Genomic DNA, 22,057 nt, shown 5'->3' on the forward strand with positions numbered 1-22,057 from the left:
GCATGATCAAGATCCCGGTCGAGACGCCCACGGCCACGCTGCGATACGCACTCGCCCCCGACGAGGCCGGCATCGCCGCCATCGAGGCGACCTTTACCGCCTACGACCGGATGATGGCGATCCTCGCCGAGGTTGCGCCAGTTGGCGCCAACCTCGTCGCGCTTCACGCCCAAGCTTACGAAAAAATCCGCGTCGAAACCGGCCTGCCGGCGCGGCTGGTGACGCTGGGCCTGCGCGACCGCGCCTTCTATGTAGCTGCGAGGGCCGTGCGCCGGATTCCGCTCGACGACAAGTTGTTTGCGATCAAGGGTCCAACTTCACTGACCATTAGCACTGTGCAGGGACGCGTCTTGGTCCCGTTCGATGTCCCGGGCTACGTTGCCGGCTGGGAAGGTCCCTTCCCGGCTCACTTGGTCTCAGACGGCCACGCCTACGAAATCCAGATCGCCGTCAAATCGAAATCAATTCAACCGGAGGAGAAGACCATGCTTCACGAAGGCATCCTTGCACGTATGGGCCGGCTTCTCGCCGCCATCGCCAGCCAGACCATCGACAATGCCGAGAACAGCAACAAGCTCGCGCTGGTCAAACAGGCGATCCGCGAGATCGACGCCGGCGCCGACGAAGCGCGCTATGCACTCGGCAAATCGCGTGCCGAGGAATTCCGACTGAATCGCCGACAGCAGGAGCTCGACGCCGAGGTCACAGGGTTAACAGAAAAAATCCGTCTCGCACTTGCGGAAAACCGCGAAGATCTCGCGCGCGCCGGCGTCGCACGGCAAATTGATCTGGAGTCGCAGAAGATTGCGCTCGAACGCGCGATGGATTTCGTCGAACTCGAAATCGATGAGCAGACCAAGGCCTTGCAGGCGATGCTTGGCGCGCGACGTGAAGCCGAAACCCGTCTCGCCGATCTCGAAGCGAGCCTGATGCAGCCGGCGCCACTTGAAACCGGACGGGCAGTTGCCACGACTAAAACAATGAGTGCCGACCGAGCCATGGCGGCGATCGCACGCGTCACCGGCGTGCCCGCTTCCAGCGTGCTCGGCGACAAGGAGCTTGACGAACTCGACCGCCTGCATCGCGAAAAGGAAATCGCAGCAAGGCTTGAAAGGATCAAATCGCAGCAATGAGTGCAGTGACCGATATCCTGCTGGCGCCCGACGTACGTCCCTTTGCGATATCAGCCGCTATCATGCTTACCCTGGGTGGCATCGAATTGCTGACGATGATCATCGGTTTCTCGATCAGCGAACTCATCGGCAAGGATTTCTCGCTCGAAACCGAGAGCCATAGCGCCATCGGCGGCTTGTTCCTCTGGATCAATGCGGGGCGGCTGCCGCTATTGATCCTGATGATCCTGGCACTCGGGGTGTTCGCGATCGCGGGCTTCCTGCTGCAAGGAATTGCACACAGCGCCGGCATGGCCGTGCCGGTCACACTTGCGGCGCTTGCCGCCGCAGCGCTCAGCCTGCCGGCGATCCGGGTGAGTAGCCGCGGTATCGCCCGCATCATGCCGCGCGACGAGACCTATGCGGTAGACGAGGCCGATTTCGTCGGCCATGTCGCCGAGGTTTCGATCGGGCCGCTCGACCAGGGATTGCCCGGCAAGGTCCGTCTCAAGGATGTCTTCGGCAACTGGCACTCTCTGGTGGCGCGCGCCAGTCCCGAATCCACCCCGCTTCCGGTCGGCGCCAGCGTGTTGCTCGTCGACCGCGACGCCAAAAGCTTCATCGCCATTTCCGCACCAGCCGACCTCATTAGCCAACAGCAAACATCACACAGGGCATAAATATGTGGGAACTTGCAGTACCCGTCGTTATCAGCGTTCTCGTTGTTCTTATTATCGGCATCTTCCTCGCAAAACTCTACCGCCGTTCGACGCGTGACGAAGCCTATGTCCGCACCGGCCTCGGCGGCCAGAAAGTCGTGCTCGACGGCGGCTCGCTCGTTCTTCCCGTTTTCCACTCCACGGCGGCGGTCAATTTGAAGACGCTGCGGCTCGAGGTCGCCCGCGGCGGACCGGACTCGCTGATCACCAAGGACCGCATGCGCGTCGACATCGGCGCCGAATTCTATTTGCGCGTCAAGCCCGATGCGTCGTCGATCGCGCTGGCCGCGCAGACGCTCGGCAGCCGCACCAATGATGCCGCCGAATTGCGCGAGCTGGTCGAAGCAAAATTCGTCGACGGCCTGCGGTCGGTGGCGGCCACCATGAACCTCGAAGAGCTGCAAGAGCAGCGCGCTACCTTCGTCAAGGCGGTGCAGGATGCTGTCGGCGCTGACATCCAGAACAACGGCCTCGAACTCGAATCGGTATCGCTGACGCGGCTCGACCAGAGCGACATCAAGCATTTCAACCCGAGCAATTTCTTCGATGCTCACGGCCTGACGACGCTGACCAAGGTCACAAGGGAGCGCGAACAGGAACGTAACCAGATCGTCCGCACCACCGAAGTGAACATCGCCCAGCAGGACCTCGTCGCCCGCCAGACCACGCTGACGATCGAATCCACCAAGCGCGAGGCGGAGCTGGCGCAGCAGCGCGACATCGCCAACAAGACCGCCGCCATGCGCGCGCAAACCGCGCAGGTCGAGCAGACCGCCGTGCAGAACGAGGCGGAATATCGCATCCAGCAGGAACTCGCGGTCGCCAACAAGCAGACCGAAGCCAATCAGCTGCGCGACACCAGGAAGATCGAGGCCGATCTCGCGGTGAAGCGCCGCAATACCGAAATGGATCGCGACCTGCAGATCGTCGCACAGGAGAGCGCGATCGCGGTGGCGGTCAAGAGCAAGGAGCAATCCGAGGCCCAGACCATCGCCGAAACCGCGCGTGCGCTCGCCATTGCGGCTGAAGAAAAGGTCACGACCGCCCGCGCCACCGAAATCGCCGAGCGCGACAAGATCATCAACGTGATCGCGGCCCGCAAGGCTGCTGAAACCGATGCGATGCCGATCACCGTGATGGCGGAAGCCGAAAACCAGGCCGCCACCAACAAGGCGGAAGCGATCACCATGCTGGCCAGGGCCGACGCCGATGCGGCGACCACCCGCGCGGCCGGCGTCAAATCGCTCGGCCAGGCCGAGGCCGAGGTAGCCGCGTTGAAGGCGGAAGCCCGCAACAAGCTCTCCCAGGCGATCGTCGATTACGATCTCACACTGGCGCGCATCAACATCATCCCGAATGCGCTGGCCGAAGCGGTCAAGCCGATCGAGAAGATTTCCGACATCCGGATCTTCGACACCGGTGGCCTGCTCGGCCGCGGCGGCGGCAATGGCGCCATGAACGGCCATGGCAACGGCCTTGGCCTCGGCGACGGACTTGCGGCGCAGTTGCTGTCGGTCTCGGCGTTCAAGCCGATCATCGACAAGATCCTCGTCGAGGGCGGTTTCGCCGCCGGTCCGGACGCTTTGACCAGCCTGACCAACGCGCTGGCGGCACAACAGCTGGCAGGTCCCGCCGAGCCGCCGCCTGCGGTGGATGCCGATGACGTGATAACGCCGCCCGCGACCATCTCGGGAACGGCCAAGGCGACGCTCGGACCCAAATCGTAATCAAACCGGAACGCCGAGCGTCGCGATTTCAAGATCTGTCAACGATGATCCCTGCTCGTCGTTGACGGGGTCGAGGCTTCACGCCAACTTAAAGGTGCACCCCGATTCCCGCCTTGTCGGCTTGAGCATATTTTGTGCGCCCGCCACAGCATCCCAGGTGATCGATGACCGACATCGCCGACAATACCGAGTCCAAGCCACGCGCCAAAAAAGCGGCCGAGTTGCTTGACGAGGTCGACCAGCATCGGGTTTATGCGGACCTGACGACGTTCTTCGGGCCGCGCGCCGAGGTGTTTCTCGATACTTACGAGAAAATGCGATCGGGAACCGGTGCACGCCGAACCGCGCCGAAATCGTGGAGCTGGCCGGTCTTCCTCGGATCGTTCACGTGGTTCTTCTATCGGAAGATGTACGCCTATGGCGCGATGATCATCATCTTGCCGATCATCCTGGGCTATCTGTTCGGCTCGGCCGGCAGCGCACTGCCTATCCTGTTCGCAGTATGGGCCAAGGGCTGGTATGTCACCTACGCCCTCAACCGGATCATCAAAGCCGACACGCTGGGGCTCATCGGCGCCGAGCGCAGCGATTATCTGCAACGCGCCGGCGGCGTGTCGTTACCCGCCGGCATCTTCGCCGGATTGCTCTACGCCGCCCTGCTGGCCCTCGTCATCCTGGCCGCGACCATGGGCCCCAAAGCCGGCCACTGATGAAATTCATCGTCCTGCTGGCCGCGATTACCCCGCCGTTGGTCATCCTGGCCTACGGGATCGCCAAGGCGCGCGACAGCTGGAAGTCTGAAGCGACCTGGAATGCGTTTCTGATCGGCGCGGTGAGCGCGCTGGCGGCGGTCGTCATTGAACTGGCGCTCAGCTATGTCCTGCCGCTGGAGCGGACCGGCACGCTCGCGGAAGCGGCCATCACAGCGGTCCTGGTCGCAGCGATCCCGGAAGAATCGATCAAATTCTTTGTTCTCGTCAGCCTCGCCGAAAAGCACGTCGACGTACGCCGCCTGCAGGATCTCCTCGTGCTGGCGCTTGCCGTCTCGCTCGGCTTTGCCACCCTCGAGAACTTCTTCTTCGTCATCTCGGCCGGCGGCTGGAAAATGACTGCAGCGCTGCGGGCGATCACCGCCGTCCCCGGCCACGGCATCGACGGACTTGCGATGGGCGCGCTGTTGATCAGAGCGCGCCTGAGCGAGCGTGCCGAGGACGTGAGGCTGGCGCTGATCGTGCCGGTCCTGCTGCACGCGGCGTATGATTTTCCGTTGCTCGCATTGCATAAGGACATCGCGATAACATGGTTTGGAGTGTCGTGGCTTTTGGTCATCGTCGCCTCCTCGATCTTCGTCATCAAGCTGTGCAACCGGGTGCTCGCGAAGGCGGTCGCAGCCGACCGCGCCGCAGGACGCGACGACCGGTCAATCGAATCTGCTGGCTGGCTGATCGCCGGCGGAGCGATGGTGCTGACCGCCGGGCCCTCGCTTGCGGCATGGGCGTTCCATGCCAAGGGAGTCGAAGTTGCCTCGGTCGCGATCGCACTGAGCATTTTCCCGATCGCCTTCGGAATCGATTCGGTCCTCACCGGCTTGAAGCGTCGCAATAGCCGGCCCGCCGCGGCCGCACAGGCACTTGATTAGGCGCCCTGACGCCGGAGACCGACCAACTGGCGTCTCCGGAACCCGATCTTTCCTGAAATTCGATCTGAGCCGCGCCTGGCCTTGTCGGGAAACGGGTGGGTTTGATCGTCCCCGGACCAGACAATGAGGACAGATCGAATTTCAGGGAATTTCACCATGTCCGTCGCCGACACACCTCGTCTGCCCGCAACGTTCAACCGACTGGCCTGGTCCAACCTCGCTGCACAGTCCGCCGAACAGATCGCGCTCGCCGCAGCGCCGATCGTCGCCGTGCTGCTGCTCGGCGTCGGCGAAGGCCAGACCGGCCTGCTGCAGACGGCGCTGACGCTGCCCTTCATCCTGTTTGCGATTCCGGCAGGTCTCCTCGCCGACCGCATCTCGCGGCGCTGGGTGATGGCGGGCTCCGAAGCGCTGCGTGCCGCGGCGCTCGCCGGCATCCTGCTGCTGATCTGGCTCGGCCAGATGACGCTGCCGTTGCTTTCGCTGCTCGGCTTCATCGCGGTGTGCGGAACGGTCGCCTACAGCGTCGCCGCGCCCGCTCTGGTGCCGTCACTGGTGACCTCGCAACAACTGCCCGCAGCCAATGCGCGGATCGAACTGGCGCGCACGATCGCGTTCGCCAGCGGGCCGGCGCTCGGCGGCGTGCTGGTTGGGTGGGTTGGTGCGGCGCCCGCGTTCGGATTTGCCGCGGCGCTCTCCGTGATCGCGGTCGAGCTGCTGTCCGGCATCTATGAACCGGCACGCGCCCCCGCGCCGCGCCGCCATCCGCTGCAGGACATCAAGGAAGGCGCCGCGTTCGTGCTGCATCACCCGCTGCTGCGGCCGGTGTTCATCACGCAGTTCATCTTCAACACGGCCTCGTTCCTGCTGCTGGCCGTATTCGTGCCCTACGCCGTGCACCGCCTCGGCCTGTCGGCCGCAGGCGTCGGCGTGACGCTTGGGATGTATGGCGTCGGCATGGTGGTCGGTGCGCTCGCGGCGACGCGGGTGATGCAGCGGCTGGCCTTCGGCACCGTGATCGGGCTCGGACCGGTAACCGGTTTTATCGCCGCCGCCGTGATGGCACTCACCACCATCGTGCCGACGCCGCTGCTGGCGGGCTTGAGCTTCTTCCTGCTTGGCGTAGGTCCGATCCTGTGGGTGATCTCGACCACCACCTTGCGGCAATCGGTGACGCCGCCGTCGCTGCTCGGACGGGTTTCTGCCATCAACATCATGAGCTATGGCGCCCGTCCACTCGGCTCCGCGCTCGGCGCCATCGTCGGCGGGCTCTATGGCGCGGAAGCCTGCCTCTATCTGGCAGCCGCGATCTTCGGCGCGCAGGCGCTGGTGATCTGGGTCTCGCCGGCCGTCGCGCTGGCGCGGCAGCCGGACATGGTGGGCGAGCCGGCGCGGTGTTGAGGCGAATGCGCGACCATGTCCGCCAAGGTCCAAACCCGGAAGTCGCCGCGACGCGACTTTCCGAAAAGTGCCGAATGCGGACAAGTCATGAGGCTGCGCGCATCGATGTCGGATCGGCTTCCTGTGCGCTCAGAGCCCTAGAAGCTCATGCTTGGACGCGAAGTCACAGAGTCGTACCAACGCTTCGATGCCACGTTTTCTGCCGGTATCGATAGACTCAAGGCGTTTGTCGCGAAGTCGATTGCGACAACTGCCGTGATATCAGCAACGCTGAACTGATACCCAGCTATGAAAGGGGCTTCCGCTAAACGGGTCTCTAGATCGCCGTAGAAATTGGCGATGCGACGCCGGCCGCGCTCGACCAATTCCGGAATCTGGTCGTAGCCATGCGGTCCTGCGATGGCGCGCCCCTTGAGACCGGAGGCACCATTGCGAACCGTCTCCATGACTGCGGCAAAGCCTTCCTGCTCCATTCGACGCTCCCACATGGCAATCACCGCTTTTTCCTTCGGTGTATCTCCGAGCAGCGGCAGGTTGGGATGCGTTTCTTCAAGATAGCGGATGATGGCCGGTACTTCGCCTATGGTCGATCCGTCGTCGAGAACAAGGGCAGGAACGACGCGGCGCGGATTGATCGCCGCATAGGCTTCGGAGAATTGTTCGCCTCCGCCGAGATCGACCGGCACCACCGACATCGTGATGCCCTTCTCCGCCAGATAGATCCTGACGCGGCGCGAATTAGGTGAGCCGCTGGACTGATATAGTTTCATGTCGCTTTCCTGTCCCGGCGTCAGAGTTTCGAACCGCCGCCCACCTGGACGGTGTCGCCGGTCACCCAGCGCGCCGAATCCGACGCCAGGAAAGTCACGACATCGGCGACGTCATCCGCATGACCGATACGTTGAAGCGCTTGCATGCCGAGAGCGTAGTTGCGCCCCTCCTCGGTCCTGGAAAACTCCGACATGTCGGTGTCGATGATCCCCGGCGCGACGGCGTTGACGCGGATGCCGCGTGATCCCAGCAGCGAGGCAAAATGCTTCACGAGCGTATCGATGGCGCCCTTGGTGGCGGAATACGCGGGTAGTTGGCCCACTGCAGCCCGCGCTGCCAGCGATGACGTCATCACGATGCTGGAGCCTTTCGTCATCAAGGGCAACAATTGTTGCACCAGGAAGAACGGTGCGCGGACGTTGACAGCGAACATGCGGTCAAAGTCTTCGACGGTCTGCGCCTCGATGCTGGCGGGTACCGCAATGCCGGCATTGGCCACAACAATGTCGAGCTTGCCGCCAACAAGTTTGCCGACTTCCGCCGCAAGCTTGTGCGCGCCATCGGGCGCCAACAGGTCGGCACCGACGGCGTCGGCCTGCCCGCCAGCTTCACGAATTTCGGCGACCAGCGAGTCCGCATCCTTGGCAGAATTGCCGTAGTGGACGATGACGCGGGCGCCGGCGTGAGCCAGTGCACGGGCGGTGGCGCGGCCTATGCCACGTGAGGCACCGGTGACCAGCGCGGTTCGGCTGATGAGGTCGGTCATCACTAATCTCCTGATGTCGATGGTTGTCGTGAATGGATTACGCGGCGGTCTTGCCGCCATTGACGCTGATGATCTGGCCGGTGATGAACGACGCCTTGTCCGAGGCCACGAACAGGATTGCGTCGGCGAGTTCCTCGGGCTTGCCCGCGCGCTTGAGCGGGATGCCGGCCAACATTCCAGCCTTGCGGTCGGCCGAGCCGGTGAAGCGGTTGAGCATCGCGGTCTCCACCGGGCCGGGCGCAACCGCGTTGACGCGAACGCCGAAGGCGGCGGCCTCCAGCGCGGCAGATTTGGTCAGGCCTTCGACGGCGTGCTTGCTCGCGGTGTAGAGCGATGCATTCGGCGCGCCCCGGCTGCCCATGGTCGAGGAAATATTGACGATGCTGCCCGAGCCCTGTGGCTGCATCACCCGGAGCTCGTGCTTCATCGAAAGAAGAACGCCGAGCACATTGGTATCGAAGGTCGCCGCATAACTCTCTGCGGTCTGTTCGGTCACCGGGCCGGGCGATCCCTCGGTGCCGGCATTGTTGACGGCGACGTCGAGGCGGCCGAACCGCTTGACCGTTTGCCCGACCAACGCCTCCACGTCGCTCTCGCGTCGCACGTCGGCGCGAATGAATTCCGCTTCAGCGCCAAGCGCGCGCAGCTCGGCTGCAACCGCCATGCCGGCATCGTCGCGGCGACCTGAGATGACCACCCGGGCGCCTACGCGGGCGAAGGCCAGCGCCGTGGCACGGCCGATGCCGGTGATACCCCCGGTTATCAGGACGACGGGATTGTTCATAATAATTCTCCTTAGTGGTTCGGCCGATATACCCATCCGGCCTATCTGGCGCGATCAACTCAAGCGCGCCTGTGCGGGACTTGAGTAGTTTCATCTTCTGCTGCAGGAGATTTAGGAAAGACTGGCGTCCCGGAGAAAGACTTTGTAAGGTCAGGGCCATACTTTTCAGGACTAGCTCATGGAGCTCCGACACCTCCGCTATTTCGTCGCCGTGGCCGAAGAAGGCAGCCTCACGGTGGCTGCCCAGAAACGCCTCCACACCGCGCAGCCGTCGCTAAGCCGTCAGATCCATGATCTTGAGCTGGAGCTCGGCGTGCAGTTGCTCATCCGCGGACCGCGCGGCATCGAACTAACGCCATCAGGGCGAGTATTCCTCGATCACGCGCGAGTGGCGCTGTTGCAGGTCAGGCCGCAAGCGAAGCCGCGCGGCGTGCCGCTCAGTCGGCAAAATCATCCTTCTCGATCGGATTTCTCACCGGCTACGAAATGGATTGGCTTCCGGCGGTGATGGGTATCCTGCGCAGCAAACTACCGAGCACCGAAATCACGATCCATAGCGAGGACTCGCCGGACCTCGCCGCTGGACTGGTGCGCGGCAAGATCGACCTGGCATTCATGCGTCCTGAGAAGCACTCACCGGGGGTGCAATTCAAACTGCTAAGGCATGATCCGGTGCTGGTCTTTATGCCGCGCGACCATCCGCTCGCTGCACGCAGCGCGATTCGGCCGGAGGATCTGGCGGGTCAGCCCTATATCGGCGTGTCCCCGGTGCGGGCGCCGACCTTGCGAACCGCAATCGAGGATTTCTTCAAGCGCAACGGACTGACGATCAAGCCTGCGCATCAGGCAGAGAATTTGGCGATGGCGATCTCGCTGATAGCCTCAACGGGTGGCATCAGCCTGCTTCCGCTCTATGCGCAAAATCTGCTGCCTAAAACCATCGCCAGCCGTCCAATCCAGGGCGCAGCACCGATGGTCGATCTTGTGATCGGTTACAACGAAGCTAACAGCTCTCCGTTGCTGAAGTTTTTGCTCTCGAAGCTGGAAGCGATCAAGTTTCAGGCCTCGAGTCGCGATGGCAGGTGATCGCGGTGCTCAGATCAATTGATGACCCGACCCGGTTTGTTCGTCAGGAAATAGCGTAGCGGAGTATGTGTTCGTGCCGTTGAATGCTCCGTGCTCGGGAGCGATGAAAGCGGCGCAGCATGGCGAATGCCAAACCCCGAAGTCGCCACGACGCGACTTCTTCCGGGGTTCAAACTGGTCGAGCGCTCGGTCTTATCTGTGTAATGGCGACGCCAGAGATCGCGAGCAGCCCACCGACAATCAACTTTGGAGTCATGCGGTCGCCAAGGAACAACACGCTCGAAATCAAGGCGAACACCGGAAGCAGTAGACCGAAGGGGGCGACACGGGTCATGGAGCAACGGCCGATCAGCCAGAACCAAAGCCCGAACCCGACAATTCCTCCGATGAAAATGGTGTAGGCGAGCGCCAGCCAGCCACGTTCATCCGCCGTGACAAGGCTCGCCAGTTGGCCATGCTCGAACAGCAACGACATCACCATGACCTGAGGCACCGTGAGCAGCGACGACCACCCCATCAACATCAGGGGATCAAAAGGGCCGTAGCGTTTCGTCAGGACGTTGGACACCGCGAATGCGAAGGCTGCCCCGATCACAAGCAACAGCGGAAGCGCGTTTGCCGACAGGCCAGGCCCGGCTGCCAATACGACCACGCCGACGAATGCGATCACCACTCCGGTGGACGTGGTGAGAGACGGCCTCTCCGCAAGCAGCGGCCAGGCCAACAGGACGGTGAAGGGCGTAGCGAGTTGATATGCGACGGCTGACATGCTTCCCGAGCCGAGCCCAAGGCCAACATAGAACAGCCCGAAGTTCAGTCCGCCGAGGAAAATAGAAATGGCTGCGATCGGGCCGAACTGTTGACGCGCGGGCCTTTTGACGAACGGAACAAGCAGCAGCGCGATGGCCAGGAAGCGCAGTGCGAGGAAGAAGAGAGGCGGAAACTCCGTTACGCCCACCTTGATGGCCACGAACTGATAACCCCAGAGCAAGGGAACAGCCACCGCGAAGAGGATCTGGATCGCAGACATGGCATTCTTCCTTTCAAGACCGATCAGTCTAGATATCGGCGTGCCAAAAGAGGGGGGCCCCAGGGCTGTTACTTCATGAAGCGGTCGAGAAGAGCGTCAGCGGTGGATTGCGATGTGGTCCGCGCCGGCGCCGTTTTGCCAACCACGCGCAGCCCCTCAACGAAGCAGACGAGAATTCGAGCAGCGCTTGAAGGCTCAACGCCATCAGCCAGCTTGCCCGCCGTCTTCGCACGGGAAAGTGCATCCGCCACCCTGGCCTCCATGGCTTTGAAAAAGCCCGCGACGCGACGACCGACTTCAGCATCCTGGCCGGCCAGTTCCATGGCTGTGGCCACCAGCAGGCATCCGCGCCGGCCCTTGGCGCCGGTCGTGCGGTCGACGTAGCCGGCAAGGTAGGCCCGCAGGCCGTCGACCGGGTCCCAGCGTGGATCGAGTTCGACGTCCATCCGGGTCAGGGCATCGGCAATGTAGCGATCGAGCGCACGCAGGAAGAGCGAGTGCTTGTCACCGAAAGCAGCGTAAAGGCTGCCACGCGAGAGTTTTGTCGCGCGAAGAAGGTCCGGGAGCGCCGTGGCGTGATAGCCGCGCGACCAGAACACGCCCATCGCGCGTTCGACAGCGGCCTCCATGTCGAAACTTCGGGGGCGGCCACGGAGCAACGGCACTGGGGTCTGGCGGCTCATTGCCGATATATAGACCAATTGGTCTTTAAATCACAAGTGGCCGTTTCGTCTACTTTGCAAAAGCCGCCCCTTGAGCTTCATTTGCCAACCGCCGGCGGGAATTGCTCGAACTGCGGCAGCGCGTCTCCGATCACGTGCCACGGAGCCTTCGAACGCACGAAGATATGCGCGCTTGGCGTCCTGGCCGGAGGTTCAATCAGGGTTCCGAGTGTCACATGGACATATTTGCCGCCGCGCACAACGGAGTACAGCAGCGAACCGCACTTCCTGCAGAATGCGTTGTGGTTCGCTTCGTCGCCAAATTTTTCGATCTCCTCCCGCCCGGATGTCAGACACAGATGGTGCGCGGCAATCCCGGCGAATGGCTTGAACGCCGAGCCTGTCGTGCGCTGACAATCCGAACAATGGCAGATGAAGGCATATTCGAATGCATCGGCAACCGTGTATGTGACAGCACGGCAGTAGCAGGCGCCGGTCAGGGATGTGTGAGGATCAGTCATGGAACCAAGCCAGGATGAGTTGGAACGAATACCTCGGCGGCGTGATCTTCATTCAGCTGGAAGCCATATCTCGCGACGCTTCGAGACCACCGGCATAATTGTCACGGGCTGATTACGCAAGCAGGCTCCGCCTGGCATCCGCATCAGGCCGAATCCGTCCGCGCCGTGCGAAGCCCATCGTGGTTCGACCCGATCACACAACATCCCGGTCCAGCGAGACAATCCATTCTCTCCGTGGTCAAATGGATTGCTTCGCCTCGCTCGCAATGATGGGGTGAGCGCGTATTTTCTTCCAAAGTCCCGATACGCGGTCGATTGTTGCTTTCCCGCCCCACTTTATATGATACATATCATTTAAACCATACAGACCAGGGAACCCCTCCATGACCGACCAGAGCGCCGCGATCGACGTCCCGCCCCGCGCCGAGGCCTCCTCGACCGTCCTGCAGATCGCTGTGCTGGCCGGCCTTGCCGCGACCGGAACGCTCGCTACCAACATCCTGCTACCGTCGCTGCCGCAAATGGCGGCGTCGCTGAAGGTATCGAGTGCTGCGGTCACCTCCGCCATCACCATCTTCCTGGCGGTATTCGCGGTAGGCCAGCTCGTGGTTGGGCCGATCTCGGACCGCTACGGCCGCCGCTGGCCGGTGCTAATCGGCTTCGCGGTATTCTTCGCCGGTAGCATCTGGTGCGCCCTCGCCACCGATCTGCCAGGCCTGCTGGCCGGCCGTGTGATCCAGGCGGCCGGAGCGTGCGCCACCTCGGTGCTGTCCCGGGCAATCGCCCGCGACCTGTTCTCCGGCGCGGCGCTGGCGCGCGCGATGGCGCTGATCATGATTGCAATGGCGGCGGCACCCGGCTTCTCGCCGTTGCTCGGCGGCGCGCTCGATCACTATTTTGGCTGGCGTTCCGAGTTCGTGCTGGTCGCGGCCTTCGCCGCGCTCGGCGCCCTCGCCTACGGCACCGTGCTCGGCGAGACCCACCATGCGACGCGGACGCCGCTCGATCCGCTCGCTATCGCCAAAAACTATTTTGACCTGATCGTTGATCGCCGCTTCGTGGTGCCGGCCGCAACCGTGAGCCTGATCATGGGCGGCCTGTTCTCGATCTTCTCGGCCGCGCCACGCATCTTGATCGAGGCGATGCATTTCACGCCGATTCAACTGGGCCTGTTCTTCGCGGGAACCGTGTTGATCGTGTTCGCCGCCGGCATGCTCGCGACAAAGCTGGCGCCGCGCTACGGGCTCGACCGCTCGATCCGGGGCGGATTGTTCGCGGCAGCCACCGGCAGCATCGCGATGCTGCTGGTCGCGCTGTACAGCCCGTCTTTCCTGCCGTTCCTCGCGGCGATGAGCGTATTCCTGCTCGGCATGGGCATCGTCAATCCGTTGGGGACGGCGCAGGCACTTTCCCCGTTCGGCGAAAAGGCGGGCGCGGCCTCCGCCCTCGTCGGCTTCTGGCAGATGATGACGGCCGCGATCGGCGTCTGGCTTGCCGCCACGATCTCGCATGAGGCGCTGTTCGCGCTCGGCGTGGTGCTGACGGTGTTCTCGCTTTCTGCGGTCGGGCTCTACACGCTGCGGGCCAAAGCCCGCTAGGGCCGCATGAACATGAAGTCGGTGTCAGGATCGCAATTGTCGGCGACAAAGCGAAGTTCCGACTGAACGTCGGCGAGCTGCCGGCTCTCGAGATATTTTGCGACAACAAGACTGAGCAGCGCCCGGCAAACGGCGTCATGGCCTGCTCCGGCCTCGACCATGGCAGCAGAAAAGTGACGCTCGGCGATTTCCGTTGCTGACATTCCGGCTCCCGATTTTCCAGTTTGGAGCCTTGTGCCTGGAAATGCCCGCGAAGCTCTTGATCCTGGTCAAGATGCCGTCAAATCGGCACGGCTCGGAAGCGCCTCAAGACGCCAGATACCGCTCATACTTCCCGGCCACGACTTCGTCCGCGGCAATGTCCGGATCCAGCGTATAGAGGTCCTGGGCGCGGCCGATGCCGCGCAGCGCATAGCGGCCGGTGGACACCAGGTAGTTTCGCCCCGCCGCATCGAGGCCGGCGCGGAACGCCGAGGACATCAATAGCTCCCGGTCGACCGAGCGGCACATCGAGGCGATGCGGCTGACCTCGTTGACGGCCGGTCCCACTACGGTGAAATCGAGCCGGTCATCGCTGCCGATATTGCCGTAAAACACCTCGCCGACATGCAGGCCGACATGAGCCGTCGTCACCGAGCGGCTTTCGGCCACGCGGCGGGCGGTGAGCGCCTTCATGTTGCGGCGGAAGCGGTGCTCGGCGCGCAGCGCGGCGCGCTTGGCCGCCGCCAGGTTCTCGTGGGTAAACATCGCCAGCACGCCGTCGCCGATCAGCTTCAGCACCTCGCCGCCGGCGTCGTGAATCGCATCGATCGAGGCCTGCGCATAATCGTTGAGGAACGGGATGATCTCATCCGGCTCGATGCTCTCGCTGATCGCGGTCGAGCCGCGCAGGTCGGAGAACCACAGCACCGTGTTGATGCGCTCGGTGACGCCGCGCGCGATCCGGCCGCGCAGCACCTGTTCGGCCGCGTCGCGCCCGAGATAGACCCGGGCCAGCGTCTTGGCGATATCGGCCTGCGCCGCGGTCTTGATCGCAAGCCCCAGCACCGGCACCAGGTCGCGCAATGCCGCCAGTCCCTGCGCGCCAAAGCCGTCGTCGTGCCGGGTCACCCAATAGGAATAGACGCAATCCATCTGCCCCATGGTGCCGGCCTCGCCGAACCGATGCACATAGGCCACTACATGCTTGTGACCTTTCTCGGCGAGATCGCCCATGAATTTGAAATTGGGGCCCACGCCGTTGGCGAGCTCGACCGGCAGTTCCTCGTGGCCGTTTTCGAGCATGTAATAGAAGACCGAACTGCGCCACGCCTCCGCGGCCTCGCCCTCGTTGGTCGAGCCATATTCGAAGACATCGCTTTCGTTGGTGTCGGCGTCGTTCCAGCGAAAGCCGCGGCCCTCGAAGATCGGGTGCAGCGTATCGATGAAGACCATCCCGCGCGACACGGGGAGGCCTTCAGCGCAGCAGCGTTCGCAGAAACCGCGGATCAGGTCATTTTCGGGCAGGCCTGTGAGACCCTGGCTGACCAGCCAGTTCATCAGGCGCAGACGGGGCGTGAGTTCCATACGCCATTATGCCGCGCAATCGTGACGAGTAAAAGCCTTGCGCCCTTTAACCCTTCGCGCGCGTGACCGCCTCGCCGTCCTCCTTGACGAAGGACTGGACGGGGTTATCGAGCAGGTCTAGCACCAGCTCCGAGGGACGGCACAGCCGGACGCCCTTTGGCGTCACCACGATGGGCCGGTTGATCAGGATCGGATGAGCCAGCATGAAGTCGATCAGCTCGTCATCGCTCCATTTGGGATCGGCAAGGCCCAGTTCGGCATAGGGCGTGCCCTTCTCGCGCAGCAGCTCGCGTGCCGAGATGCCGAGTGCGCCGATCAACTCCACCAGCCGGGCGCGGCTCGGCGGCGTCTTCAGATACTCGATCACCTCGGGTTCCTCACCACTCTGCCTGATCATCGCCAGCGTGTTGCGCGAGGTGCCGCAGGCGGGGTTGTGATAGATGGTCACGCTCATGGCCGGGCCTCCGTGGTCTTTGCCGCCTCGCCTGCCCCGCGCAGCAGCCAGTTCATGAAAATCAGCGCCACGACGGCGCCGCAGAGTTCGGCCGCGATGAAACCGGGAAGATCGGCGGGGCGAATGCCGGAAAACGTATTGGTCATCGAGCGTGCGATGGCAACCGCGGGATTGGCAAATGAGGTCGAGGCGGTGAACCAGTAGGCCGCGGTGATGTAGAGGCCGACCAGCCACGGCACCGCGGCGCGGTTGAACCTGATACCGGCGAGGATGGTCGCCACCAGGCCGAACGCGGCGACGCCCTCCGCGAACCATTGCGCGCCGCCGGTTCGCGTTTTCAGCGAGGCGTCGATCAGCGGCAGCGCGAACATCGCATGCGCGATCATGGTTCCGGCGATCCCCCCGGCTACTTGCGCGACGACGTAACCCAGCGCGTCGCGCGGCGTCAGTTCGCCCTTCAAGGCAAAGACCAGCGATACCGCAGGATTGAAATGCGCGCCCGAGATCGGTCCGAGAATGCTGATGAGGACCACCAGGATCGCTCCGGTCGGCAGCGTATTGCCAAGCAGCGCCAGCGCGACATCCTTCGTCAGGGTTTCGGCCATGATGCCGGAGCCGACGACAGTCGCGACAAGAAGCGCAGTGCCAAGCGCTTCGGCGGAGAGCCGGCGCGGCAGATCAAATTCGGACATCAGCTGGCCTTCTCCCGGCCCGAGGTCGAACCGTCGCCGCGGCCGATATCGCGCAATCTGGCCCCAAGCGACAGTTGGTCAATGCTTTCCAACGGCAAGCTTGTGAAGGCGGCGATGCGATTCTTGAGATAGCGGAAGGCCGCGACGAAGGCCGCTTCCTTCTCGATGTCCGTCCCCTTTATGCCCGCCGGGTCTTCGATCCCCCAATGCGCCGTCATCGGCTGTCCCGGCCAAATCGGACAGGATTCGCCCGCCGCGTTGTCGCAAACCGTGAAAACGAAATCCATCACGGGCGCGTCGCTTCGCGCGAATTCTTCCCAACTCTTCGAGCGCAGCCCGTCGGTGGGATAATCGAGACGGTCGAGAACCTTGATCGCGAATGGATTGACCGTTCCCTTCGGTTGACTGCCGGCGGAGAAAGCGCGGAAGTTGCGATGACCATCCTTGCGCAGGATCGATTCCGCCAGGATCGAACGGGCGGTATTTCCGGTGCACAGGAAGAGAACGTTGTAGATGCGATCAGACATGCGCTTTCCTCCTTGTCTTCGGTGGACAGCAAGGCGTGAGGTCTTCGATCAGCGGCCCGCAGATCTCGGGCCGCCCGTCGCAACAATCCCGCAGCATGAACAGCACCACCGCCTGGAAGGCCTTGAGATCGGCACGATAGACAATCGAGCGGCTGATACGCCGCGCCGTCACCAGCCCCGCGCGGGACAGGATGGCGAGATGCGAAGACATCGTGTTTTGCGGGACTGCCAGCATTTTGGCGATGTCACCAGCGGCAAGCCCCTCTGGCTCGTGCTTCGCCAGCAGGCGAAACACATCGAGACGGGTGGATTGGGCGAGCGCGGCCAGCGCGAGAATGGCTTGCTCTGATTCCATATATCCAGACTTATCGATATATAACCCCATGTCAACCCGAGACACTTCCGTATTTGACCACGAGTTGATTTGGGAAACTGCCCCATCTCCATTTAGGATGGGTGATGCAGTTGCAATCGACCTTGACCTGTCCCGCTTGCGGACACCGAGCGACCGAGACCATGCCTACCGATGCGTGTCAGTTTTACTACGACTGCGCGGAATGCAGTCAGCGGTTGAAGCCACTTCCCGGCGACTGTTGCGTGTTCTGTTCCTACGGCACCGTGCCATGTCCGCCCGTTCAAGAGGACGGCAAAGGCGCGTGCTGTCGCTAGTTCGTTGGCAGCCTCCATCTCGATTTCCCCTCTTTGCCAAAGGCAACTTAAAATCCCATCACGCGCCTCTTTCCCTTCGAGGAATCTAAAGCGATACCCGGACACCTTATTTCTATTATTCTAGAAATACGGTTGACGAATCCGAATGAACGTGGGAAGATACCCTCATGAAAATCGATGACGCCGCCGCCCATCTCGAAGCACTGGGTAATCCCACCCGGCTCAAGATCTACCGGATGCTGATCCGCGCCGGCGGAGCCGGACTTGCCGTTGGGCGCCTGCAGGAGAAACTGAAGATCGCACCCTCTACCCTCTCCCACCACATTAAGGCGCTGGTGGTGGTCGGCCTTGTGACCCAGGTGCGCGATGCGACCACGCTGATCTGCCACGCCAACTACGAAGTGATGCGGGAGCTGTTGGGATTTTTGGCCGCCGAATGCTGCACGGAAAGCGCCGAAACCACGGATGCCAAGACCGCGGCATAGCGCGCCGCGTTTTTCGACCTTTATTTCGATATTTCTGGTTTTACGGGAGGACGATATGAGCGGAGCCAAAACCGTCGCCATCATCGGAGCCGGGCCGGTCGGCCTTGCCGCCGCCGCCCATGTGCTGGAGCGTGGCCTTGAGCCGATCGTGCTGGAAGCCGGTGAGCATATCGGCCACGCCATGCGCCAATGGGGCCATGTTCAACTGTTCTCGCCGTGGGAATACAACATCGACAAGGCGGCGGCGCGTTTGCTGGCGACGGCGGGCTGGAATTCGCCTGCGCCAGACCAGTATCCGACCGGCGCGGAGATGATTGAACGCTATCTCGAACCGCTCGCAGCCCACGCCGCGCTCCAGTCTCACATCCGCACCTCGAGCCGCGTTACCGGAATCAGCCGTGCCGGCTTCGACAAGCTGAAAACAAAAGGCCGCGAGGCCGCGCCGTTCGAAATCCGTTACCAGAATGGGAAAGGCCCTGAGACCGTCAAGGCCGATGCGATCATCGATGCATCCGGCACCTGGCTTTCACCGAACCCGGCAGGCGCCAATGGCCTTCCCGCCATCGGTGAGACGGAGGCCATGGGCCGGATTGCCTACGGCATGCCCGATGTGCTCGGTAAAGACCGCGCCCGCTATGCCGGTAAGACTGTCGCGGTGCTCGGATCAGGGCATTCTGCGATCGGCACGCTGACCGATCTGGCGAAGCTTGCGGCAGAAGTGCCGGAGACCCAACCGATCTGGCTGTTGCGGGGCAGCGATCCCGCCAAGGCCTTTGGCGGCGCCAATGACAAGCTGGTCGCCCGCGGCGAACTTGGTGCCGCCTTTGCCGTCTTGGTAACGGCAGGCCGGATCAAGGTCGAAAGCGAGTTCCGCGTTTCGCATCTTGTCGCCCACGGCGCTCGCCTCGTCGTCGGTGCTATATCGGGCTGCAGTGCTCGTCGGGTCGCCGTCGACGAACTCATCGTCGCGACAGGTTTCCGCCCGGACCTCGACTTTGCGCGCGAGTTGCGCATCCGGCTCGATCCGGCGATCGAATGCCCGGTCGCGCTGGCGCCGCTGATCGACCCCAACGAGCATAGCTGTGGCACCGTGCGGCCGCATGGCGCGCGCGAACTGGCGCAGGATGAACCCGGCTTCTATTTCGCCGGCATCAAATCATATGGCCGCGCGCCGACCTTCCTGATGCTCACCGGATACGAACAGGTGCGTTCGATCGCAGCCGACATCGCCGGCGACCGCGCAGCCGCGGAGCGGGTCGAACTGGTGCTGCCCGAGACCGGCGTCTGCAGCCGCTCGCCCGCGCCAGATGCCAGCAATTGCTGCGGTGGCCCCGCACTATCGGATGTTGACGCGTGTTGCGTCGCGGATGAGAAAGCAAAGCAGCAGGGCAAGACAGGATGCGGCTGCGCGTCCTGATCAATAGGGAGTGAGTGGAATTTTTCTGGAGGGACGCTCCGTCATTGTGGCGATGTGCATGGGGCAGCTTGGCAGCCTGCTGCCGCACGTCGTCGTGCCTTCCATTCTGGCAGCATTCCTGATTCCGGAATGGCATCTGAGCGGCGCACAGGCAGGCCTGCTGGCGGGCTCGGGCGCCGCCGGCTACATGCTGACCGTGCCGGTGCTGGCGACGCTGACCGACCGCATCGACGCACGCAAAATCCTGATCGCAGGCTCGGCGGTCAGCGCGCTCGGCACGCTGCTGTTCGGCCTGTTCGCCACCAGCCTGTGGTCGGGCGCCCTCTTCAACGCAATCGCCGGCGTGGGTTTTGCCGGCGCCTATATGCCGGGCCTCAAAGCGCTGACGGATCGTCTCGATCCCGGTGACTCATCCCGCGCCATCACGCTCTACACTTCAAGCTTCTCGCTCGGCGTCGGCGTGTCGTTTCTGGTTTCCCAACTCGTTGCGGAAGCCTGGGGCTGGCGCAGCGCATTTTTTGTCACGGCCGCCGGGCCGCTCGTCATGCTCATCGTCTGCTTCATGCTGCGGCCGATCGAGCCGAAGCCGGCGACGGGACGCCTGCTGGATTTCGCGCCGGTGTTCCAGAACCGGAAAGCCATGGGATTTATCCTCGGCTATGGCGCGCATTGTTTCGAGCTGTACGCCATCCGGACCTGGATCGTGGCGTTCTGGACTTTCGTGTCGCTGAGAAATCCGGACGCCTCGATCCTGACGCCTATCCTCGTGAGCGTCGTGTTCTCGCTGCTCGCGATGCCCGCAAGCATTCTCGGCAATGAATTCGCGCTCCGGTTCGGCCGCCACCGCGCCATCACGGCGGTGATGTTCGCCTCCGCCGTGGTGGCGCTTCTGATCGGCCTATTTGCCGACAAGTCGCCCTGGGTGCTGCTGCCTTTGATGCTGATCTACGCCATCACGGTTCCCGCCGATTCCGGCGCATTGACCTCGGGCATGTCGATGGCCGCAAAACCGAACTATCGCGGCGCGACCATGGCAATGCATTCGACAGTCGGCTTCAGCCTGTCCGCGCTTGGTGCATGGGCGCTGGGCATGGCGCTCGATGCAACGGGCGGCCCGCAGAGTTCATCGGCCTGGATGGCCGCATTTTCAGTGCTGGCGGCGGGGATCCTGCTTGGACCGCTGGCGCTCTACTGGTCGAGAAGAGAGACACCACAGCCGTGAACCGCAGCCAGCTTTCCATCATTGTCGCTCTCGGCACGACGCAGACGCTGGCCTGGGCTTCCAGCTATTACCTGCCGGCGATCCTCGCCGATCCGATCGCGCGCGATCTCGGCGTTTCCTCGAACTGGATATTTGCTGCCTTCTCGGCATCGCTGGTCATCTCGGCCATGCTGGGCCCGCGCATCGGCCGGCAGATCGATCTGGTCGGCGGCCGTTCCGTGCTCTCGCTTTCCAACCTCGTGCTGGCCGCGGGGCTCGCCCTGCTCGGCCTCACCTATTCGATACCGGTACTGCTCGCCGCCTGGCTCCTGCTCGGCATCGGCATGGGCGCGGGTCTTTACGACGCCGCCTTCGGCGCCCTCGGCCGCATCTACGGCGACGCGGCGCGGCGTTCGATCACCGGCATCACCCTGTTCGCAGGCTTCGCCTCCACCGTCGGATGGCCGCTGACCGCGTGGGGGCTGGAAACGATCGGCTGGCGCAACACCTGCTTTGCCTGGGCGGCAGCGCACATCCTGATCGGGCTGCCGATCAACTGGCTGATGCTGCCCCCCGTTGCTGGCGCCAAAGCGGCCGTTGCCGCAGCCGTCAAGCCGCACATTCCGCTCGACCGCACCATGATCCTGCTGGCGTTCGCCTTTGCCGCCGCCTGGAGCGTCACCGGGGCGATGGCCGCGCATCTGCCGCGCATTCTCGAAGCCGCAGGTGCGACCTCGTTGCAGGCGGTGGCGGCCGGCGCGCTGATCGGACCATCGCAGGTGGCGGCGCGTATCTTCGAGGCGAGCTTTCTGTCGCGGTATCACCCGCTGGTTTCGGGGCGGCTCGCCTGCCTGACGCATCCGATCGGTGCCGCCATTATCGGATTGGTCGGGGGCGGCGCGGCGAGCGTGTTCGCCGTCTTCCACGGCACCGGCAACGGCATCCTGACGATTGCGCGCGGCACGATGCCGCTTGCGATCTTCGGGCCGCAAAATTACGCCTATCGCCTCGGGATCGTCGGCGCACCAGCGCGTATCGCGCAGGCCGGCGCACCACTGGCGTTCAGTCTCTTGATCGACGTCATGGGCAGCGGCGTTCTGATTGTCTCGTCGGCACTGTCGCTGTCCGCGCTGTTTGCGCTGTTGCTGCTCCGCGCGAGCCCGCGCCAACCGGAGGCGTGAACGCGGGAGAAAATTTGTCCTTCCTTTCGCCCGAGCTTTCGCGCACAAA

26 protein-coding genes are annotated in these 22,057 nt (G+C 63.2%); 14 read left to right on the forward strand and 12 right to left on the reverse strand.

The window, feature by feature from the left end; all coding sequences use genetic code 11:
• The first annotated feature begins 2 nt into the window (after nt 1-2).
• From ACPPVP_RS26210 to ACPPVP_RS26235, 6 genes are all read left to right on the forward strand, one after another.
• On the forward strand, nt 3-1,133 hold the full coding sequence (locus tag ACPPVP_RS26210; protein WP_426525845.1) for a PspA/IM30 family protein: 1,131 nt from the start codon (nt 3-5) through the stop codon (nt 1,131-1,133).
• Complete coding sequence (locus ACPPVP_RS26215; RefSeq protein WP_426525847.1) at nt 1,130-1,792, forward strand: OB-fold-containig protein; 663 nt, start codon at nt 1,130-1,132, stop codon at nt 1,790-1,792. The genes ACPPVP_RS26210 and ACPPVP_RS26215 overlap by 4 nt, the downstream gene beginning before the upstream one ends.
• A 2-nt stretch (nt 1,793-1,794) precedes the next feature.
• The gene (locus ACPPVP_RS26220) at nt 1,795-3,558 is read left to right on the forward strand and encodes a flotillin family protein (RefSeq protein WP_426525849.1); all 1,764 of its coding nucleotides are present in this window, start codon (nt 1,795-1,797) and stop codon (nt 3,556-3,558) included.
• A gap of 164 nt (nt 3,559-3,722) precedes the next feature.
• Nucleotides 3,723-4,268 carry a hypothetical protein gene (locus ACPPVP_RS26225; protein ID WP_426525851.1) on the forward strand — a complete coding sequence of 182 codons (546 nt, stop codon included), beginning with the start codon at nt 3,723-3,725 and terminating at the stop codon, nt 4,266-4,268.
• Nucleotides 4,268-5,197 (forward strand): PrsW family glutamic-type intramembrane protease, encoded by a 930-nt coding sequence (locus tag ACPPVP_RS26230; protein WP_426525853.1) that lies wholly within the window; start codon nt 4,268-4,270, stop codon nt 5,195-5,197. Before ACPPVP_RS26225 ends, ACPPVP_RS26230 begins: the two co-directional genes overlap by 1 nt.
• A gap of 156 nt (nt 5,198-5,353) precedes the next feature.
• The gene (locus tag ACPPVP_RS26235; protein WP_426525855.1) at nt 5,354-6,598 is read left to right on the forward strand and encodes an MFS transporter; all 1,245 of its coding nucleotides are present in this window, start codon (nt 5,354-5,356) and stop codon (nt 6,596-6,598) included.
• Between the two features lie 137 nt (nt 6,599-6,735).
• Here ACPPVP_RS26235 and ACPPVP_RS26240 read toward each other — a convergent pair whose 3' ends face one another.
• From ACPPVP_RS26240 to ACPPVP_RS26250, 3 genes are read right to left on the reverse strand one after another with little or no spacing between them, the layout of a single operon-like run.
• The gene (locus ACPPVP_RS26240; protein ID WP_426525857.1) at nt 6,736-7,368 is read right to left on the reverse strand and encodes a glutathione S-transferase family protein; all 633 of its coding nucleotides are present in this window, start codon (nt 7,366-7,368) and stop codon (nt 6,736-6,738) included.
• A gap of 20 nt (nt 7,369-7,388) precedes the next feature.
• Entirely contained in the window at nt 7,389-8,135 is a 747-nt protein-coding gene (locus tag ACPPVP_RS26245) for an SDR family NAD(P)-dependent oxidoreductase (protein WP_426525859.1), read from the reverse strand.
• A 37-nt stretch (nt 8,136-8,172) separates the two neighbouring features.
• A complete protein-coding gene (locus ACPPVP_RS26250; RefSeq protein WP_426525861.1) occupies nt 8,173-8,919 on the reverse strand; it encodes an SDR family NAD(P)-dependent oxidoreductase in 747 nt (248 codons plus the stop codon).
• A gap of 178 nt (nt 8,920-9,097) precedes the next feature.
• On the opposite strand from ACPPVP_RS26250, the gene ACPPVP_RS26255 reads away from it, so the two are divergent.
• Both ACPPVP_RS26255 and ACPPVP_RS26260 read left to right on the forward strand, forming a co-directional pair.
• A complete protein-coding gene (locus tag ACPPVP_RS26255; protein WP_426525863.1) occupies nt 9,098-9,427 on the forward strand; it encodes a LysR family transcriptional regulator in 330 nt (109 codons plus the stop codon).
• Nucleotides 9,406-10,005 (forward strand): LysR substrate-binding domain-containing protein, encoded by a 600-nt coding sequence (locus tag ACPPVP_RS26260; RefSeq protein WP_426525865.1) that lies wholly within the window; start codon nt 9,406-9,408, stop codon nt 10,003-10,005. Before ACPPVP_RS26255 ends, ACPPVP_RS26260 begins: the two co-directional genes overlap by 22 nt.
• Nucleotides 10,006-10,174: 169 nt before the next feature.
• On the opposite strand, the gene ACPPVP_RS26265 is transcribed toward ACPPVP_RS26260, so the two are convergent.
• The 3 genes from ACPPVP_RS26265 to ACPPVP_RS26275 all read right to left on the reverse strand — a co-directional run bounded on the left by ACPPVP_RS26265 (nt 10,175) and on the right by ACPPVP_RS26275 (nt 12,218).
• Complete coding sequence (locus ACPPVP_RS26265; protein WP_426525867.1) at nt 10,175-11,035, reverse strand: DMT family transporter; 861 nt, start codon at nt 11,033-11,035, stop codon at nt 10,175-10,177.
• 68 nt (nt 11,036-11,103) lie between these two features.
• A complete protein-coding gene (locus ACPPVP_RS26270) occupies nt 11,104-11,664 on the reverse strand; it encodes a TetR/AcrR family transcriptional regulator (protein ID WP_426525869.1) in 561 nt (186 codons plus the stop codon).
• Nucleotides 11,665-11,795: 131 nt separating this feature from the next.
• Complete coding sequence (locus ACPPVP_RS26275) at nt 11,796-12,218, reverse strand: GFA family protein (RefSeq protein ID WP_426525871.1); 423 nt, start codon at nt 12,216-12,218, stop codon at nt 11,796-11,798.
• A gap of 383 nt (nt 12,219-12,601) precedes the next feature.
• On the opposite strand from ACPPVP_RS26275, the gene ACPPVP_RS26280 reads away from it, so the two are divergent.
• On the forward strand, nt 12,602-13,816 hold the full coding sequence (locus ACPPVP_RS26280) for a multidrug effflux MFS transporter (protein WP_426525873.1): 1,215 nt from the start codon (nt 12,602-12,604) through the stop codon (nt 13,814-13,816).
• Here the strand turns inward: ACPPVP_RS26280 and ACPPVP_RS26285 are convergent.
• The 6 genes from ACPPVP_RS26285 to ACPPVP_RS26310 form a co-directional block, all read right to left on the reverse strand.
• Entirely contained in the window at nt 13,813-14,019 is a 207-nt protein-coding gene (locus tag ACPPVP_RS26285; RefSeq protein ID WP_426525875.1) for a hypothetical protein, read from the reverse strand. The two genes, ACPPVP_RS26280 and ACPPVP_RS26285, sit on opposite strands and share 4 nt — an antisense overlap.
• 103 nt (nt 14,020-14,122) lie before the next feature.
• Nucleotides 14,123-15,382 (reverse strand): adenylate/guanylate cyclase domain-containing protein, encoded by a 1,260-nt coding sequence (locus ACPPVP_RS26290; RefSeq protein WP_426525877.1) that lies wholly within the window; start codon nt 15,380-15,382, stop codon nt 14,123-14,125.
• 46 nt (nt 15,383-15,428) lie between these two features.
• Complete coding sequence (gene arsC, locus ACPPVP_RS26295) at nt 15,429-15,836, reverse strand: arsenate reductase (glutaredoxin) (protein WP_426525879.1); 408 nt, start codon at nt 15,834-15,836, stop codon at nt 15,429-15,431.
• Entirely contained in the window at nt 15,833-16,528 is a 696-nt protein-coding gene (locus ACPPVP_RS26300) for an aquaporin (RefSeq protein ID WP_426525881.1), read from the reverse strand. Before ACPPVP_RS26300 ends, arsC begins: the two co-directional genes overlap by 4 nt.
• Nucleotides 16,528-17,055, reverse strand: coding sequence for an arsenate reductase ArsC (locus ACPPVP_RS26305; RefSeq protein ID WP_426525883.1), 528 nt, complete (start codon nt 17,053-17,055; stop codon nt 16,528-16,530). Before ACPPVP_RS26305 ends, ACPPVP_RS26300 begins: the two co-directional genes overlap by 1 nt.
• Complete coding sequence (locus ACPPVP_RS26310) at nt 17,048-17,410, reverse strand: ArsR/SmtB family transcription factor (protein WP_426525885.1); 363 nt, start codon at nt 17,408-17,410, stop codon at nt 17,048-17,050. The genes ACPPVP_RS26305 and ACPPVP_RS26310 overlap by 8 nt, the downstream gene beginning before the upstream one ends.
• 104 nt (nt 17,411-17,514) lie before the next feature.
• Here ACPPVP_RS26310 and ACPPVP_RS26315 point away from each other — a divergent pair, with 104 nt between their 5' ends.
• The 5 genes from ACPPVP_RS26315 (at nt 17,515) to ACPPVP_RS26335 (ending at nt 22,008) form a co-directional block, all read left to right on the forward strand.
• Complete coding sequence (locus tag ACPPVP_RS26315; protein WP_426525887.1) at nt 17,515-17,724, forward strand: GDCCVxC domain-containing (seleno)protein; 210 nt, start codon at nt 17,515-17,517, stop codon at nt 17,722-17,724.
• Between the two features lie 167 nt (nt 17,725-17,891).
• Nucleotides 17,892-18,209 (forward strand): ArsR/SmtB family transcription factor, encoded by a 318-nt coding sequence (locus ACPPVP_RS26320; protein ID WP_426525889.1) that lies wholly within the window; start codon nt 17,892-17,894, stop codon nt 18,207-18,209.
• 55 nt (nt 18,210-18,264) lie between these two features.
• A complete protein-coding gene (locus ACPPVP_RS26325; RefSeq protein ID WP_426525891.1) occupies nt 18,265-19,626 on the forward strand; it encodes an NAD(P)-binding domain-containing protein in 1,362 nt (453 codons plus the stop codon).
• Between the two features lie 52 nt (nt 19,627-19,678).
• Complete coding sequence (locus ACPPVP_RS26330; RefSeq protein WP_426538058.1) at nt 19,679-20,848, forward strand: MFS transporter; 1,170 nt, start codon at nt 19,679-19,681, stop codon at nt 20,846-20,848.
• Nucleotides 20,845-22,008, forward strand: a complete 1,164-nt coding sequence (locus tag ACPPVP_RS26335; RefSeq protein ID WP_426525893.1) for an MFS transporter — start codon at nt 20,845-20,847, stop codon at nt 22,006-22,008. Before ACPPVP_RS26330 ends, ACPPVP_RS26335 begins: the two co-directional genes overlap by 4 nt.
• Nucleotides 22,009-22,057: the final 49 nt, after the last annotated feature.

This window comes from Bradyrhizobium sp. McL0615, from assembly GCF_049993905.1.
GTDB lineage: Bacteria > Pseudomonadota > Alphaproteobacteria > Rhizobiales > Xanthobacteraceae > Bradyrhizobium.